At 33.6% G+C, this 14,794-nt stretch carries 13 protein-coding genes; 6 read left to right on the forward strand and 7 right to left on the reverse strand.

Annotated features, from left to right (window positions below; genetic code table 11):
- Positions 1–129 precede the first annotated feature (129 nt).
- Positions 130–2,331, reverse strand: coding sequence for a RecQ family ATP-dependent DNA helicase (locus KO515_RS14925; RefSeq protein ID WP_215937139.1), 2,202 nt, complete (start codon positions 2,329–2,331; stop codon positions 130–132).
- Positions 2,332–2,419: 88 nt separating this feature from the next.
- Between KO515_RS14925 and KO515_RS14930 the strand changes: the two genes are divergently transcribed.
- The 4 genes from KO515_RS14930 to lptB all read left to right on the forward strand — a co-directional run bounded on the left by KO515_RS14930 (position 2,420) and on the right by lptB (position 5,403).
- Positions 2,420–3,385 carry a KpsF/GutQ family sugar-phosphate isomerase gene (locus KO515_RS14930; protein WP_215937140.1) on the forward strand — a complete coding sequence of 322 codons (966 nt, stop codon included), beginning with the start codon at positions 2,420–2,422 and terminating at the stop codon, positions 3,383–3,385.
- Positions 3,385–4,221 (forward strand): twin-arginine translocase subunit TatC, encoded by an 837-nt coding sequence (gene tatC, locus KO515_RS14935; RefSeq protein WP_215937141.1) that lies wholly within the window; start codon positions 3,385–3,387, stop codon positions 4,219–4,221. Before KO515_RS14930 ends, tatC begins: the two co-directional genes overlap by 1 nt.
- Positions 4,222–4,231: 10 nt before the next feature.
- Positions 4,232–4,588 (forward strand): carboxymuconolactone decarboxylase family protein, encoded by a 357-nt coding sequence (locus tag KO515_RS14940; RefSeq protein ID WP_215937142.1) that lies wholly within the window; start codon positions 4,232–4,234, stop codon positions 4,586–4,588.
- 74 nt (positions 4,589–4,662) lie between these two features.
- Entirely contained in the window at positions 4,663–5,403 is a 741-nt protein-coding gene (gene lptB, locus KO515_RS14945) for an LPS export ABC transporter ATP-binding protein (RefSeq protein ID WP_215937143.1), read from the forward strand.
- Positions 5,404–5,519: 116 nt separating this feature from the next.
- Here lptB and KO515_RS14950 read toward each other — a convergent pair whose 3' ends face one another.
- Entirely contained in the window at positions 5,520–6,401 is an 882-nt protein-coding gene (locus KO515_RS14950) for a DUF808 domain-containing protein (protein ID WP_215937144.1), read from the reverse strand.
- 25 nt (positions 6,402–6,426) lie between these two features.
- Positions 6,427–7,182: a CDP-alcohol phosphatidyltransferase family protein gene (locus KO515_RS14955; RefSeq protein ID WP_215937145.1), complete on the reverse strand. Its 756-nt coding sequence runs from the start codon at positions 7,180–7,182 to the stop codon at positions 6,427–6,429.
- Positions 7,183–7,488: 306 nt separating this feature from the next.
- Here KO515_RS14955 and KO515_RS14960 point away from each other — a divergent pair, with 306 nt between their 5' ends.
- Together KO515_RS14960 and KO515_RS14965 are read left to right on the forward strand one after the other, a co-directional pair.
- Positions 7,489–8,562: a PorV/PorQ family protein gene (locus KO515_RS14960; RefSeq protein WP_215937146.1), complete on the forward strand. Its 1,074-nt coding sequence runs from the start codon at positions 7,489–7,491 to the stop codon at positions 8,560–8,562.
- Between the two features lie 8 nt (positions 8,563–8,570).
- Positions 8,571–9,740: a lipoprotein N-acyltransferase Lnb domain-containing protein gene (locus tag KO515_RS14965; RefSeq protein WP_215937147.1), complete on the forward strand. Its 1,170-nt coding sequence runs from the start codon at positions 8,571–8,573 to the stop codon at positions 9,738–9,740.
- Positions 9,741–9,998: 258 nt separating this feature from the next.
- Here KO515_RS14965 and KO515_RS14970 read toward each other — a convergent pair whose 3' ends face one another.
- The 4 genes from KO515_RS14970 to KO515_RS14985 form a co-directional block, all read right to left on the reverse strand.
- Positions 9,999–11,393, reverse strand: a complete 1,395-nt coding sequence (locus KO515_RS14970; protein WP_215937148.1) for a sugar transferase — start codon at positions 11,391–11,393, stop codon at positions 9,999–10,001.
- A 56-nt stretch (positions 11,394–11,449) separates the two neighbouring features.
- Positions 11,450–12,457 carry a glycosyltransferase family 4 protein gene (locus KO515_RS14975; protein WP_215937149.1) on the reverse strand — a complete coding sequence of 336 codons (1,008 nt, stop codon included), beginning with the start codon at positions 12,455–12,457 and terminating at the stop codon, positions 11,450–11,452.
- A complete protein-coding gene (locus KO515_RS14980; protein ID WP_252723887.1) occupies positions 12,408–13,772 on the reverse strand; it encodes an O-antigen ligase family protein in 1,365 nt (454 codons plus the stop codon). The genes KO515_RS14975 and KO515_RS14980 overlap by 50 nt, the downstream gene beginning before the upstream one ends.
- A gap of 67 nt (positions 13,773–13,839) precedes the next feature.
- Positions 13,840–14,646: a transglutaminase-like domain-containing protein gene (locus KO515_RS14985; RefSeq protein ID WP_215937150.1), complete on the reverse strand. Its 807-nt coding sequence runs from the start codon at positions 14,644–14,646 to the stop codon at positions 13,840–13,842.
- Positions 14,647–14,794 lie beyond the last annotated feature (148 nt).

A 14,794-nucleotide genomic window follows, 5' to 3' on the forward strand; every position in this document is an offset into this window, starting at 1 on the left:
ACTTTTAAACAAAGGTATTCTCGATACAAAATTATTAAATTAAGAACTTTCGCCCTAAAATTATATCATTGAGAAAGGTATTGACTACTGACCAGTGACCATTTCTCAATGCTCACTACCAACTAAAAACTAATTAGCCACTTCACTCATAAACTTAATACGATACAATCGTAATTCTTCATCATCATAATCACCGTCGAATTCCTCAATAGCATCATTTATTTTATCACTTTCAGATTCCATAAAATACTCATGGATTTCTTCCTGTTGATCTTCATCCAAAATCTCATCAATCCAGTAATTGATATTCAATTTGGTACCAGAAAATACGATAGCCTCCATTTCTTTTATAAACTTAGACATATCCATACCTTTGGACGAGGCAATATCATCTAATGGTAACTTCCGATCGACATTCTGAATAATGTATAGTTTTATGGCAGAATTAGTCCCGGTAGATTTCACTACCATATCTTCTGGTCGTAATATATCATTATCAGTGACATAATCCGAGATAAGACCAACAAAGTCCTTTCCGTATTTTTTAGCCTTACTTTCACCTACTCCATGAACATTCGTTAATTCCTCAATAGTAATAGGATATTTTAATGACATATCTTCTAATGAAGGATCTTGAAAAATCACGAATGGAGGCACGCCTAACTTCTTAGCATTACGCTTACGCAAGTCTTTAAGCATTCCCATTAACTTCTCATCGGCAACAGCTCCTCCTCCTTTTGCATTTGTTACAATACCATCATTTGAATCTTCATCAAACACATGGTCTTCTGCCATCATAAAGGATGTTGGTTGTTTAATAAATTCCTTTCCTGTTTCACTTAACCTTAAAACACCATAGGTTTCAATATCTTTCTTTAGGTAACGCGCAACCAACACTTGACGAACTAAAGCCATCCAATAACGTGGTTCCTTATGTTTACCGACACCAAAGAAATTTTGCAAATCTGTTTTGTGAGACGTAATCAGCGCATTAGAATTTCCAACAAGTACTTGCACTAAATCTTTTGCTTTATACTTTTCGTTGGTTTTACTTACGGTTTCTAAAAGAATCTTAACATCGTCTTTCGCTTCTACTTGTTTTTTAGGAAACCGAACATTATCGTCCATATCTCCACCTTCACCTGTTTCATTATCGAATTCTTCTCCAAAATAATGAAGGATAAATTTACGTCTAGACACCGAAGTTTCAGAAAAAGCCACCACTTCTTGTAGTAAAGCATGTCCTATTTCTTGTTCAGCAACAGGTTTACCTGCCATAAATTTTTCGAGTTTTTCGATATCCTTATAAGCATAGTAGGCTAAACAGTGTCCTTCACCTCCATCTCGTCCTGCACGACCCGTTTCTTGATAATAACTTTCGATACTCTTAGGAATATCATGATGAATTACAAAACGTACATCGGGTTTGTCAATACCCATACCAAACGCAATAGTAGCCACCACAACATCCGTATCTTCCATTAAGAACATATCTTGATGTTTTACTCGGGTTTTAGCATCTAAACCTGCATGATATGGCACTGCTTTAATTCCGTTGACTTGAAGCACTTGTGCCAAACCTTCAACACGTTTCCGACTTAGACAATATATAATACCGGACTTACCTTCATTCTGTTTTACAAAACGAATAATATCGGCATCTACATTTTTAGTTTTTGGACGTACTTCATAATATAAATTAGGTCTATTAAAAGACGCTTTAAAAGTCACCGCATTCGGCATCCCTAAACTCTTCAAAATATCCTCTTGAACTTTAGGAGTTGCCGTTGCTGTAAGTCCAACAATAGGAATATCGTCACCAATTCGCTTAATAATCGTCCTAAGATTCCTATATTCTGGTCTAAAATCATGTCCCCATTCACTAATACAATGGGCTTCATCTACAGCCATAAAAGAAATTTTGACGGTTCTTAAAAAGTCAACATACTCTTCTTTAGTTAATGATTCTGGAGCGACATAAAGCAGTTTTGTTATGCCGTTTGTTATATCATCTTTTACCCGTTTTACTTCCGTCTTATTTAAAGAAGAATTTAGTACGTGTGCCACACCTTCGTGTTCAGACACGGCCCTTATGGCATCTACTTGGTTCTTCATCAGTGCAATAAGTGGAGATACTACAATAGCAGTACCTTCAGCAATTAACGCTGGTAGTTGATAACATAAAGATTTTCCGCCACCTGTTGGCATAATAACAAAAGTGTTATTACCTGCTACGACGTTCTTTATTACTTCTTCTTGAAGGCCCTTGAATTCTGAAAATCCAAAGTACTTTTTTAATGCGGAGTGTAAGTCAATTTCTGCAATACTCATTAATCCCTATTGGTATTTTATATACATTTGCAACAAGTTTAAAGATAACAATTTCTTTAAACTTTGAAAACTCAATAAAAAATAAGTTTTGAACACTAAGCAATCCATTTTAAAAACAGCAACATCTACCATAAAAATAGAAAGCAAAGCCATAGAACATTTGTCTGAATTACTGACTGATGATTTTGCAAATGCTGTAGAGTTAATCTATAATTCTAAAGGTAGAGTTATTATCACAGGAATTGGCAAAAGTGCTATTATTGCTAACAAAATCGTTGCTACTTTAAATTCAACTGGCACTCCAGCGGTTTTTATGCACGCTGCAGATGCCATCCATGGAGACCTTGGATTAATTCTAGAAAACGACGTTGTAATTTGCATTTCTAAAAGTGGAAATACTCCAGAAATAAAAGTTTTAGTACCACTTATTAAGAACGCAAAAAATAAAATGATTGCAATTACCGGCAATATTGAGTCGTTTTTAGGTCAGCAAGCTGATTATGTTTTGAACACTTTTGTAACACATGAGGCGTGTCCGAATAATTTAGCACCAACAACAAGTACTACAGCACAATTAGTGATGGGAGATGCTTTAGCGGTTTGTTTATTAGAATTACGAGGATTTTCTAGTAAAGATTTCGCGAAGTACCATCCAGGAGGAGCACTTGGCAAACGTCTCTATTTAAGAGTAAATGATTTATCGTCTCAAAATCAAAAACCACAAGTCAGTTTAGAAACCTCCTTAAAAGAAGTAATTGTAGAGATTACAGAAAAGATGTTAGGTGTAACAGCTGTCCTAGATAATGAACAAATTGTAGGTATTATTACAGATGGAGATTTAAGACGTATGCTGAGCAAAAGTGATGATTTTATGACTCTAAAAGCAAAGGACATAATGAGTACCAATCCGAGACGTATTTCGGAAGACGCCATGGCTGTGGATGCTAAGGAAGTTATGGAAGAATTTGGTATTTCTCAATTACTGGTGGAGCATGACGGTAAGTATTCTGGAGTAGTTCATCTTCACGATTTAATAAAAGAAGGCATTATATAATGGCGAAAAAGAATGTAGATGAGATGTCTTTTTTAGATCATCTCGAAGAATTAAGATGGCATTTAATTAGAGCAGTCCTTAGTATTGTGATTGCCGCGACTTTAGCTTTTATCTTTAAAGATTTTATTGTTGGGATTATCATGGCTCCAAAGCACATGGATTTCCCAACATATGTTGCACTTTGTGAAATGTCTAAATTTTTTGGCATGGATATGTCATTTTGCGCCAATGAACTGCCTTTTGTAATTGAAGTCAGATCGGTTGGAGGTCAGTTCTCTGCACATATCTGGACATCCATTTATGCCGGATTAGTTATCGCATTTCCTTATGTCTTATATCAATTATGGAGTTTTATAAGTCCAGGACTACAACCTAGAGAACGTAGAAATTCGAGAGGATTTATATTAATAGCTTCCTTTCTATTCTTTTTAGGAGTCGCTTTTGGATATTATGTCATTACTCCGTTATCATTAAATTTTTTAACCAACTACACCTTTGCAGAAGAAGTTTCAAATGCATTTGATTTAAGTTCTTATAATTCTATTGTGAGATCATCATCTTTAGCTGCAGGATTAGTTTTCGAATTACCAATAGTCATCTATTTTTTAACGAAGGTTGGGTTAGTTACCCCACAATTTTTAAGAAAATATAGAAAATACGCTTTAGTTATAGTCCTTATATTGTCTGCTATTATAACTCCGCCTGATATTGCGAGTCAAATTATCGTAGCCATTCCTATATTAATATTGTATCAAGCTAGTATTTATATTTCGGCTATTGTAGTAAGAAATCAAAAGCGAAAAGAAGCAAGAGAAAACAAAAAATCTAAAAGTTAAGCCCTAAATTATGTCTAATATTGTAAAAGAATTCAATGACTATCGCGCTAAAATGAATGATAAAATATTAGCCGATAATAATAAAATTGTAAAACGTATTTTTAATCTCGATACTAATGCCTTTCAAGAAGGAGCTTTAGATAAAAAGACTAAAGAACTGCTAGGTTTGGTGGCTTCGACTGTTTTACGATGCGATGATTGTGTCAAGTATCACTTAGAGTCATCTTATAAGGAAGGGTTGACCAAAGGAGAAATCAGTGAAGCCCTTGGCATTGCCACGTTGGTAGGTGGTACTATTGTTATCCCACATTTACGTCGTGCACACGAGTACTGGGATGCTATAGAAGCGCACAACTCACAAGGTTAAACTTTTAATAAATTGACAACCAAAGTCAATAGAATCTATATGATTTTATTAAATTTAACGTTGTTATACGAAATATGAAGTTACGAGCAGAAAATTTAATGAAGTCCTACAGTGGACGAAAAGTAGTAAAGGATGTCTCTTTGGAAGTTAATCAGGGAGAGATTGTTGGTTTACTAGGCCCTAATGGAGCTGGTAAAACCACATCGTTTTACATGATTGTTGGGATTATTAAACCTAATGGAGGTAATATCTATTTAGATGACACTAACATTACCAAATTCCCAATGTACAAACGTGCTCAAAACGGTATTGGTTATTTAGCCCAAGAAGCATCTGTATTTAGAAAATTAAGCATAGAGGATAATATTTTAAGCGTGTTACAACTTACAAAATTAAGTAAGAAAGAACAGCACAACAAAATGGAATCACTTATCGAAGAATTTGGTTTAGGCCACATTAGAACCAATAGAGGCGACTTACTTTCTGGTGGTGAGCGACGTAGAACGGAAATTGCTAGAGCGTTAGCAACCGACCCAAACTTCATATTGTTAGATGAACCTTTTGCGGGAGTCGATCCTGTGGCTGTTGAAGATATTCAACGTATTATTGCTAAGTTGACCAAAAAGAATATCGGTATTCTTATTACCGACCACAACGTACAAGAAACGTTAGCGATTACGGATAGAACGTATTTAATGTTTGAGGGTACCATCCTTAAAGCTGGTAAACCTGAAGAATTAGCGAGTGACGAAATGGTACGCAAAGTGTATTTGGGTCAAAATTTTGAGTTACGTAAGAAGAAGTTAGAATTTTAACACGTTCATCATTTTTTATTATCATTCCTATAAAACAGAAATCCACTTACCGTCAACTAAGCTCTAATTCGTTTGTCATTCCTGCGAAGGCAGGAATCCACTTACACCAAAATCCTTTAATGCTTACCTTCTTTTTTAGGAAGTATTAACTTCACACCATTGACTAACAGTAAACAAACAGCACCAGCCACTAGTCCAACTATAAAATCACGTAAAATTGAAGGAATCTGCTCTAAGAAATGATGCATAAATTCTATGTTATGAACAAAAATACCACCTGCCACTAATAATAATGCAATGGTTCCGATAACAGATAAACTTCTAATTACAACAGGCAACGCTTTAACTAATAACGTTCCTAAACCAAATAAGAATCCACTTTCTCCATTACTCTTACTTATGAATCTTAAACCCAAATCATCCATCCTAACAATTAAAGCGACGATACCATAGACTCCTACGGTAGCAATCAATGCCACAATAGAAACCACTATAATCTGAGTTACAAGAGGTTCATTAACAACACTACCTAAAGCGATAATAACGATTTCAACCGAGAGGATAAAATCCGTAACCACAGCTGACTTAATCTTTGCTTTTTCTAAATCTAAAAGTTCTTCTTCTGTAAATTCTTTTTTAAGTTTGGCCGTCACTTCTTTGGGATGCGGCACAAAAAACTCATAAATTTTTTCAGCCCCTTCATAGGCCAAATATAGACCTCCAAGAATTAATATTACTATTATAGCCATTGGTATAAACGCACTTAATAAAAATGCTAATGGCAATATAATGAGCTTATTGAGCATGGATCCCTTAGTGATAGCCCATAATACTGGTATTTCACGGGAAGACACAAACCCGGACGCTTTTTCAGCATTCACAGCCAAATCATCACCTAAAATACCTGCTGTTTTTTTAGTCGTGATTTTAGTCATTGCAGCAACGTCATCCATTATAGCCGCTATATCATCGAGTAATGCAAAAAATCCTGAAGCCATTGATTATCTTTAAGTTTGAGTGAAATTAAATTTTAGATTGTGTAACTAAAGAAAGTACAATATACAACCCAATAACAAGTGGGATTGCTGCAAAATGAAGTACAATTAAAAGCACCAAACTCAGCAATAGAAATATATAACGTACCGCATTATCCTGAAATCCCCAAGTTTTAAATTTTAAAGCAAATAATTTGATATTCGAATTTAACAGATAACAGCTCAAAAACGTTAAACCGATTAAAAACCATTGGTTATAAATTATAGAATTCATAAAATCATTATTCTGATATTCTAAAATTAATGGTAATGATAAGATAACCAACGTATTTGCTGGTACTGGTAAACCTTTAAAGTAGGTCTGCTGATCTTCATCTATATTAAATTTTGCCAAACGATATGCCGATGCTAAAGTGATCAATAAACCAATTAAAGGTAGCAATGGCAGTTGAAAATCTTCCCAATGAAATACAGAATTCCAAGTATTAGAGTTCACTCCTAGTTTTGGCGAATTTGTAGCTTCAGAAATCAGTTGAAACATTATAATGCCGGGCACTACTCCACTCGTAACTAAATCCGCCAAAGAATCTAATTGGATACCCAATGGGCTTTGAACATTTAGCTTCCGTGCCAAAAGACCATCAAAAAAATCGAAAAACACTCCTAAAAACACAAAAATAGCAGCTGCAATAAAGTGACCATTGACAGCAAATATTACAGCAATACAACCCGAAAACAAGTTGAGAAGCGTAACAATATTAGGAATGTGCCTTTTAAAACTCATAAATATATTTTTTGTAAAAATATAAAAGTATTTGCGTCCAATCTCACTATTTTTCTGAATTGCTTTAAAATAAAACAATAAGAACAATAATTATCAGTTAAATATATAGAAAAATAATGTGCATCTTTGTAAAAAATTTTTGCTATTGAAAAGTTACTATGTAATTCTCTTATCCCAAATTGAACGACTAATATCGTATAAAGAAATTGAATTATTTTTAGATTAATTGAAATTACAAATTCTTAGCATAGCCTTTGTTACGATAACAATTTTTAATAAAAAATAAGCTAAAAAGAAACGATTTATATGCGACATAATGTGTTTAGTTTGGTATTGACACTTGCTACACTTACGGTTTCTGCTCAAACAACGCGAAAATATTCTAATGAATTTATGAATATTGGTGTTGATGCAGCTGCTCTGGGTATGAGTAATGCTGTAGTATCACAAACTGACGATGTAAATTCTGGTTATTGGAATCCAGCAGGATTGGTACATCTTGAAGATAATGAGTTGGCATTAATGCATTCTAGTTATTTTGCTAACATTGCCAACTATAACTACATTGCCTATGCGATGCCTTTAGATAATAAAAGCGCAGTAGGTTTATCACTCATTCGATTTGGAGTCGATGACATTTTAGACACGACACAATTAATAGATGATCAAGGGAATATTAATTACGACAGAATAAGCTCTTTTTCTACAGCTGATTATGGTCTTACGTTTTCATATGCTAGAAAGCTACCTTTAGATGGTTTAAATTTTGGAGTGAATGCCAAAATTATACGACGAATTATAGGTGATTTTGCTTCTTCTTGGGGTTTTGGTTTCGATGCAGGAATTCAATTTGAAAGCAAAAATAATTGGAAGTTTGGTATCATGGCCAGAGATATTACAACTACATATAATGCTTGGTCAATTGATGAAGAAAAATTTGAAGACATCAGCGGAGCCGTTGATGGTGAAAATCAAGAATTACCAGAAACTACGGAAATCACCATTCCTAAATTAGAAATTGGAATGTCTAAAAAATGGATTTTCAACTATGATTATGCCTTATTGGCCGCCGCAAATCTAAATATGCGTTTTGCCGAAAATAATGATATTATTTCTACGTCTTTTGCAAGTATTAATCCGGCTTTAGGCTTTGAATTTGGGTATACCGATTTAGTGTTTTTAAGAGCTGGAGTAGGTAATTTTCAAAACGAACTTCAAATTGATGATTCCGAGCAACTCACATTTCAACCAAATTTCGGTGTGGGCTTTAAATATCGAGGCATTCAAATAGATTATGCGTTTACCGATATCGGAGACCAAAGCGCAGCATTATATTCAAATGTGTTTTCATTAAAAATAGACTTTAGCGTCTTTAGATAGTTATACTTATGAAATTAAAGTTGTTCTCATTTATTTTCCTATTTACGATTATTTCAACATTTGCACAACAATTTCAACTTTCTGACAACGCAAAAATATCGGTATTAACCATTGGCCCAGGCGAGTCTTTAAATGATGCTTTTGGTCATAATGGATTCAGAATAAAAGATACAAATTTAGGGATAGACGTCGTTTATGGCTACGGGGAATATGATTTTGATGCTCCTAATTTTTATTTAAAATTTGCACAAGGCAAACTCAATTACCTCATTAGTCGACATAATTTTAATGCCTTTTATTACGCCTATACGAAGAGTAATCGTACTATTGAAGAGCAAGTTTTAAACCTATCAGCTGAAGAGAAACAGAATTTATTCAACTATTTAGAAAACAATTACAAGCCTGAAAACAGACGGTATTTATACGACTTTTTCTATGATAATTGTGCTACAAGAATTAGAGATGTTGCACAAACAACAACGAAAAGTAAAATAGAATTTATTGCTCCTCAGAATCTTGAATCAAAAACATTTAGAGAACTTATACATGAACAGGTTGGTTTAAATACGTGGGGAAGCTTTGGGATTGATATTGCTTTGGGATCGGTTATAGATAAACAAGCCTCTCAAAGAGAGTTTATGTTTTTACCGAAGTACATTCATGCATTTTTTGAAACCGCAAAAATAAATACTTCGGAAAATCTAATAACAAGTTCATCTGTATTATATGAGAAGAATGAAACCAACCTCGCTTCAAACATCTTATGGAGTCCATTGGTTATAATTGGTTTGTTAGCGCTTATTATACTGTATATTACATACAAGGATTACAAAAACGAAACAAGACATAAGTGGTTAGACTTGATTCTTTTTAGTACAACAGGTCTTATTGGCATCCTTATTTTGCTATTATGGTTTGCTACAGACCATTCCGCTACAGCTCAAAATTATAATCTCTTATGGGCATTTCCACTTAACATTTTGGTAATCGCCCAAGTGTTAAAATCAGAAGTTAAAACCTGGTTTAAAAAGTATTTAAAATTTCTAATTATAATGCTTTGTTTACTCACATCACATTGGGTTATCGGAGTACAAGTCTTTGCAATAGGTTTGATTCCTTTGCTCATTGCATTATTAGTAAGATATATCTATTTAGTAAAATTCTTTAACCAGAATTAGGCCTAAACACCTAACAATTTTAAATCGCTAATATTTGATTAATAATTAGTTAGAGAATTTGTGTTTATTTAAATAATCACATCAACCCTATTAGAACATCGGATTATTAGAATTTGTAGAATAATTGAAAAGATCCCGGAAAATGAAGTTTTCTTTATAAGGAATATATGATAATTTAGTCGTATTTCTTAATTTTTTCACACTTCACACTTCACACTTCACACTCATAACCTCCAACCAACAACCAACAACTCAAAACTACTGCCCTCTATAATACAATATGGTACTTAAGGTTTTAATAACAATATTTAAGTCTAAGAATATACTTCTGTGTTTGATATAATACAAATCATATTGAAGTTTAGTTAGGCTATCATCCACTGAAGCACCATAGCGTGTACTTACCTGCGCCCAACCCGTCAAACCTGGATTAATAATATGTCGTGTTTCATAAAATGGAATGATTTGAGATAATTCATTCACAAAGTAAGGGCGTTCTGGACGTGGTCCAATTATACTCATTTCACCTTTAAGAACATTATAAAACTGTGGAATTTCATCGAGACGAGAGCGTCTTAAAAACATTCCAAATTTCGTTATTCTAGAATCATTTTTTTGTGCCCATTTTACACCATCAGCTTCGGCATTAATCACCATACTTCTAAGCTTAAGTATCTTAAAAGGCACACTATTTTTACCAACGCGCTCTTGAGAATAAAATAAAGGCCCTCTATTTCCTATTGCATTTCCTATTAAAATAAAAGGCAATAACAACACACCAACGGCTAAACCAATAATAGCAAAAATGATATCAAAAGCACGCTGTGTAAACATATAAAGTTTATTTTCATTACTGCGGCTAAACGGAAAGTACTTGTAGAAATCTTTACCCACGAATTGAATAGGCACTTTATGCAATAACTCTTCATAAACTTGAGTATAATCTCTAATTTTAAAACCACGTTCTAGCAATGAAATCAGATCGTGATACACCCCTGCCATGATGGCTTCTGAATTAAAACTAGCGACTAATATTTCAGATATGTTTTCCTTTTTAATAGTCTCTAAAAAATCTTTTGCTTCAAATTCTGGAAGCCCTTTATATTTAACAGCCTCAACTGAAGAAGCTTCGCTATTAATAAAACCAACGATTTTATAATTGGGGTCTGAAGTATTTAATGCCTTAATTAAACCTTGGATATTAGAAATTTCACCAACCAAAAGTACACGTTTATAAAAGCGTGGTGATTCCACTAAATTAATGTAAACAAGGCGCCATAACAAAATTGAAATAATGATAGCAATATAGAGGTACACTATTTGCATTCGTTCATTAGGTAATATGGGAGATAAAATGGGTGTCAGTAAATAAAAAAGTACGACTGTTGAAGCCGATATAACAATATTTTTAAATGTACTATCAAAACGGCTGGCTTTTTGAAGATCGTACAACTCGAATATAGTTCCAAATAGGGAAATATAAACTCCTAATAAAATTAGAGCGACACTATTCTCAACACTAACTTCAATATATTCGAAGTCAAAAAAAAGGCTTAAAGCATAGACCCCAAAAAACACCATTAGCAAATCTAAAACTCTAAGTAGAATTTTTCGTTCAGAAATTTCGAAATGAATGCCTTTTTTATTCGTCATTATGAAAGTAAACAGTGCTGTAAATATAAGAAGTTCAAATGATTTTTAACAAAAACTTAGGACAAAAGAGATTTCCATAAGGGTTTAATTGCAGACCAAGTAAAATGTTCACTTTTCAAACGTGCATTAGTCATTAAATTTGTTCTAAGATTTTGGTCTAATTGAATTTTAATAATGGCGTTTACCATGGCATCTATATCATTGGGAGACACTAAAACGCCATCGTCATTATGAGAAATTAAAAAAGGGATACCCCCAACATTCGTTGAAACAATTGGAAAACCTAAGGCCATCGCTTCAATAACACTCACTGGTGTATTATCTACATTTGTAGTATTAATAAATATATTATATTGCTTCGAGAGCGCTATCCATTCTGATTTGCTTAGTTTGCCTGTAAATTTAACATTTAAATTAAGTTCTAAAGCCAAGTCACTAACTTTTCTCAATGTACCATCTGAATCCGGGCCAACCATACACAACGTAGCATTTGGATATGTCTTTTTTAATATAGAAAATACTCGAATAGCTAATTTAGGGTTGTAAATTTTTGAAAATGAACGCACCCAAAGTAATTTTGGCGCATCAAATGTTTTACACGTTAAAGGGTAGTTTTGGATTTCTATGGCATTTGAGATGTGAATTGTATCATAACCATAGTTTTGAAATATTTCTTTCAAAAACAAAGAAGGGGAGACATTTTGATGTGCATTTTTAAAAATAGCTGCGCTTAATTTAGGATTATTTTCTAATCTCGCTGAAAGATTTCCCCCATGTAAGATGGGAACATAAGGGATTTTAAATAGTCGACAACATTGGCTTACCAAAAGAGCATAATAAAAATTCTGAGTACTATATGTGTCAATGAGTACGTAATCAACTTTATGCTGTAATTTAAAAACACACCAAAGCATATCTAACAACCGTAATATCTTATTTGGTATACTAGAAGCATAATACACCGTAAAACCATCTCCTTCTAGCAAAACTCCTAGGGTTTGAACTCCGGATATATTAGACCGCTTGTTCTTTAAGTTGTTTCCTATGTATAGGACGTTTATCATTTTTAACATTTAATAAGGCAAGGGCATAGATAAAAGCCGGCATAGCTATGCGCATACCCGAATGATTAATAGTAGCAAACCAAAGGCATAGAAAGGCGTAAAAAAATACATTATTTCTGTTCTGCGCGCGGTAGTACAATGGTTTAAAAATTAAAATAATTAATATAAACACCCCAAATATACCGTGCTCTGCTAAGGTTCTACTCACTTCGTTGTGAGAAATCACACCTTGACCAGAATCTTCTATACGTTGGTCTTTAGCTCTACTAGAACCTATCCCAAAAATGGGATTATTGATAAAACCATCTATTTCTTCTATAAACAAATCAGTTCGCCCTGTTGAAATATCCGCCTTCTCACGTCCTAAAGAGTCCTTATTAGCATAGCGTTTGTCAAGCATACCACTAGTTTGTGTAGAAGTATACAACCAAACCGCAAAAACACCAAAACAAAATAAGCCTAATAATTGAATAAGTTCCACTCGTTTTTTTACACTGACATAACCATAATAAATTATCAAAAACGCAAGTATTGCTATAATAGCCGCAATGACCCCACCCCGACTAAAGGTTACTAACGCTCTAAATGTAAGCATTCCGAAAAGCCCTATATTTAAAAGTTTTAAGCCCAAATTCGGTGATTTCATAAAAAATCGGACAGTTAAAATAAACATTCCTAAGCCAAAAACTGTAGCAACCTGATTAGCACCAAAGCCGCCAGAGGCCTTCGTATTAGAGGCTGTATTAGATATAATATCTTTTAAATCAGGAGTGTAAAAAAAATTATATGTTGCATGAGCAATAAGTGGTAACAGCATAAATAGAAGCACCCTTTGCAATTGTTGAGATGTCACTTGTTTATCATAACAAAAAAGTGCCGCGAACCCCAAACAAGATGGCCCACTTAAAACGAAAGCGATATTAGTCCTGAAATTAGCATCAAAACTCAAGGTTGTGGATGCGACAAATATAGATGGCACTAAAAACATTAGGTACAAAAAGTATGGATATGCTTTACCTGAAGCACCTTTATAGAACATCCCGATCAACGTGAAAAGAATTACCAAATATTTAGAAGCCTCATAAGAAACAGAACCTTTAGTTGTCCGCATAAAAACCTCAATGCCCACAAAATAAGCGCAAGCCTTTAAAACCTCTAAAGTTTTTCGATGATTTGGAGCTATAACTACCTGATAAATAAAATAAAAAAGAGCAGCAAAAAAGTAAACTTTGGCTATAATTTCACTGAGATAAATCAACATCCCCAACACCGCGTGTATCGCAATGATACTTATATAGGTAATATTGGTTTTCAATATAAAAAGTTAGTTTATTTATTGAATAAGAATTGCAAGGTAATATAAAATTAAAGCTTTACGAACGTTACGAAAAAATCCGTTTATAATTATCTATTGGAAACTGATAAAAATAACTTCTACCAGACAGATAAACTATAAAGTGAATAACAAAGACCGGTAAATAAGGTCGAGCCCATTTTAAATAACGATCATACGTTTTGTTCCTATACTTACATATTAAAAATGGCGTGATATCTGGATTTAAATAGTTCTTCGTCACTTGTTCGTGTTTTATAACCTTATTGGGAATAAAAGACTTATAATTAATTTTCTTCCCTGACCGCGACAGATTATATAGTTCAAGTACAGATAATGGTGACCCGTTTTCGTTATAAAATAACATGCCCCATGAGGGGTCAATTAACACCCACTTATCTAATTCCTTAATATAAACCTCATTAAAAGAGTGTCCACCATTAGCACGATTAAAAGGAGCACTCGTCGTCCCCCATTCGCGTACCTGTAAGTCGTTAATAAGACAAAAATTATTGAAAATTTGTGCCATGTCACTACAAACCCCTCCGTTACCGTACAACATGGTTTCTAAAGCTTTATCAGAGGGCTTACTTAAACCTGGACCAACTTTTGTATGCTCACATAACCATAAAGATATGCATTTTGCCAACTCTAAGGCCGTCTCTGGCTTACCCTTTTTAAAAATCTCAATATTAATATCATTAAAAAAATTTGGTATATCTCCTTTTCTATTCCAATCGTTATATGCTACAGTAGCAATAGACGCAGCATCAGAATTCTTAGAAAGCAAACGAAATCGAGTTAAATACAGAAACGGATGACGTTTTAACGTCCAACGAATTTTTTTTAATGACATTAAGAAAATAGTAATGAGTTAATTGTGCTCAAAATTATGATTTTTTTTTAAATCAGTGTCATTTTAAAAATAACTTTGCGTTAAATTCCGAAATCCCTACAAAACCACGTTTAAATAATGAAATTTTAAATAAAACAATCTAGTATAA

The sequence above is a fragment of the Winogradskyella psychrotolerans genome, assembly GCF_018860545.1.
Lineage (GTDB): Bacteria > Bacteroidota > Bacteroidia > Flavobacteriales > Flavobacteriaceae > Winogradskyella > Winogradskyella psychrotolerans_A.

Coding starts and splice junctions, on each gene's coding strand:
- KO515_RS14925 (WP_215937139.1), bottom strand. CDS start 2,331: ATGAGTATTGCAGAAATTGACTTACACTCCGCATTAAAAAAGTACTTT.
- tatC (WP_215937141.1), top strand. CDS start 3,385: ATGGCGAAAAAGAATGTAGATGAGATGTCTTTTTTAGATCATCTCGAA.
- KO515_RS14940 (WP_215937142.1), top strand. CDS start 4,232: ATGTCTAATATTGTAAAAGAATTCAATGACTATCGCGCTAAAATGAAT.
- lptB (WP_215937143.1), top strand. CDS start 4,663: ATGAAGTTACGAGCAGAAAATTTAATGAAGTCCTACAGTGGACGAAAA.
- KO515_RS14950 (WP_215937144.1), bottom strand. CDS start 6,401: ATGGCTTCAGGATTTTTTGCATTACTCGATGATATAGCGGCTATAATG.
- KO515_RS14955 (WP_215937145.1), bottom strand. CDS start 7,182: ATGAGTTTTAAAAGGCACATTCCTAATATTGTTACGCTTCTCAACTTG.
- KO515_RS14960 (WP_215937146.1), top strand. CDS start 7,489: ATGCGACATAATGTGTTTAGTTTGGTATTGACACTTGCTACACTTACG.
- KO515_RS14965 (WP_215937147.1), top strand. CDS start 8,571: ATGAAATTAAAGTTGTTCTCATTTATTTTCCTATTTACGATTATTTCA.
- KO515_RS14970 (WP_215937148.1), bottom strand. CDS start 11,393: ATGACGAATAAAAAAGGCATTCATTTCGAAATTTCTGAACGAAAAATT.
- KO515_RS14975 (WP_215937149.1), bottom strand. CDS start 12,457: ATGATAAACGTCCTATACATAGGAAACAACTTAAAGAACAAGCGGTCT.
- KO515_RS14985 (WP_215937150.1), bottom strand. CDS start 14,646: ATGTCATTAAAAAAAATTCGTTGGACGTTAAAACGTCATCCGTTTCTG.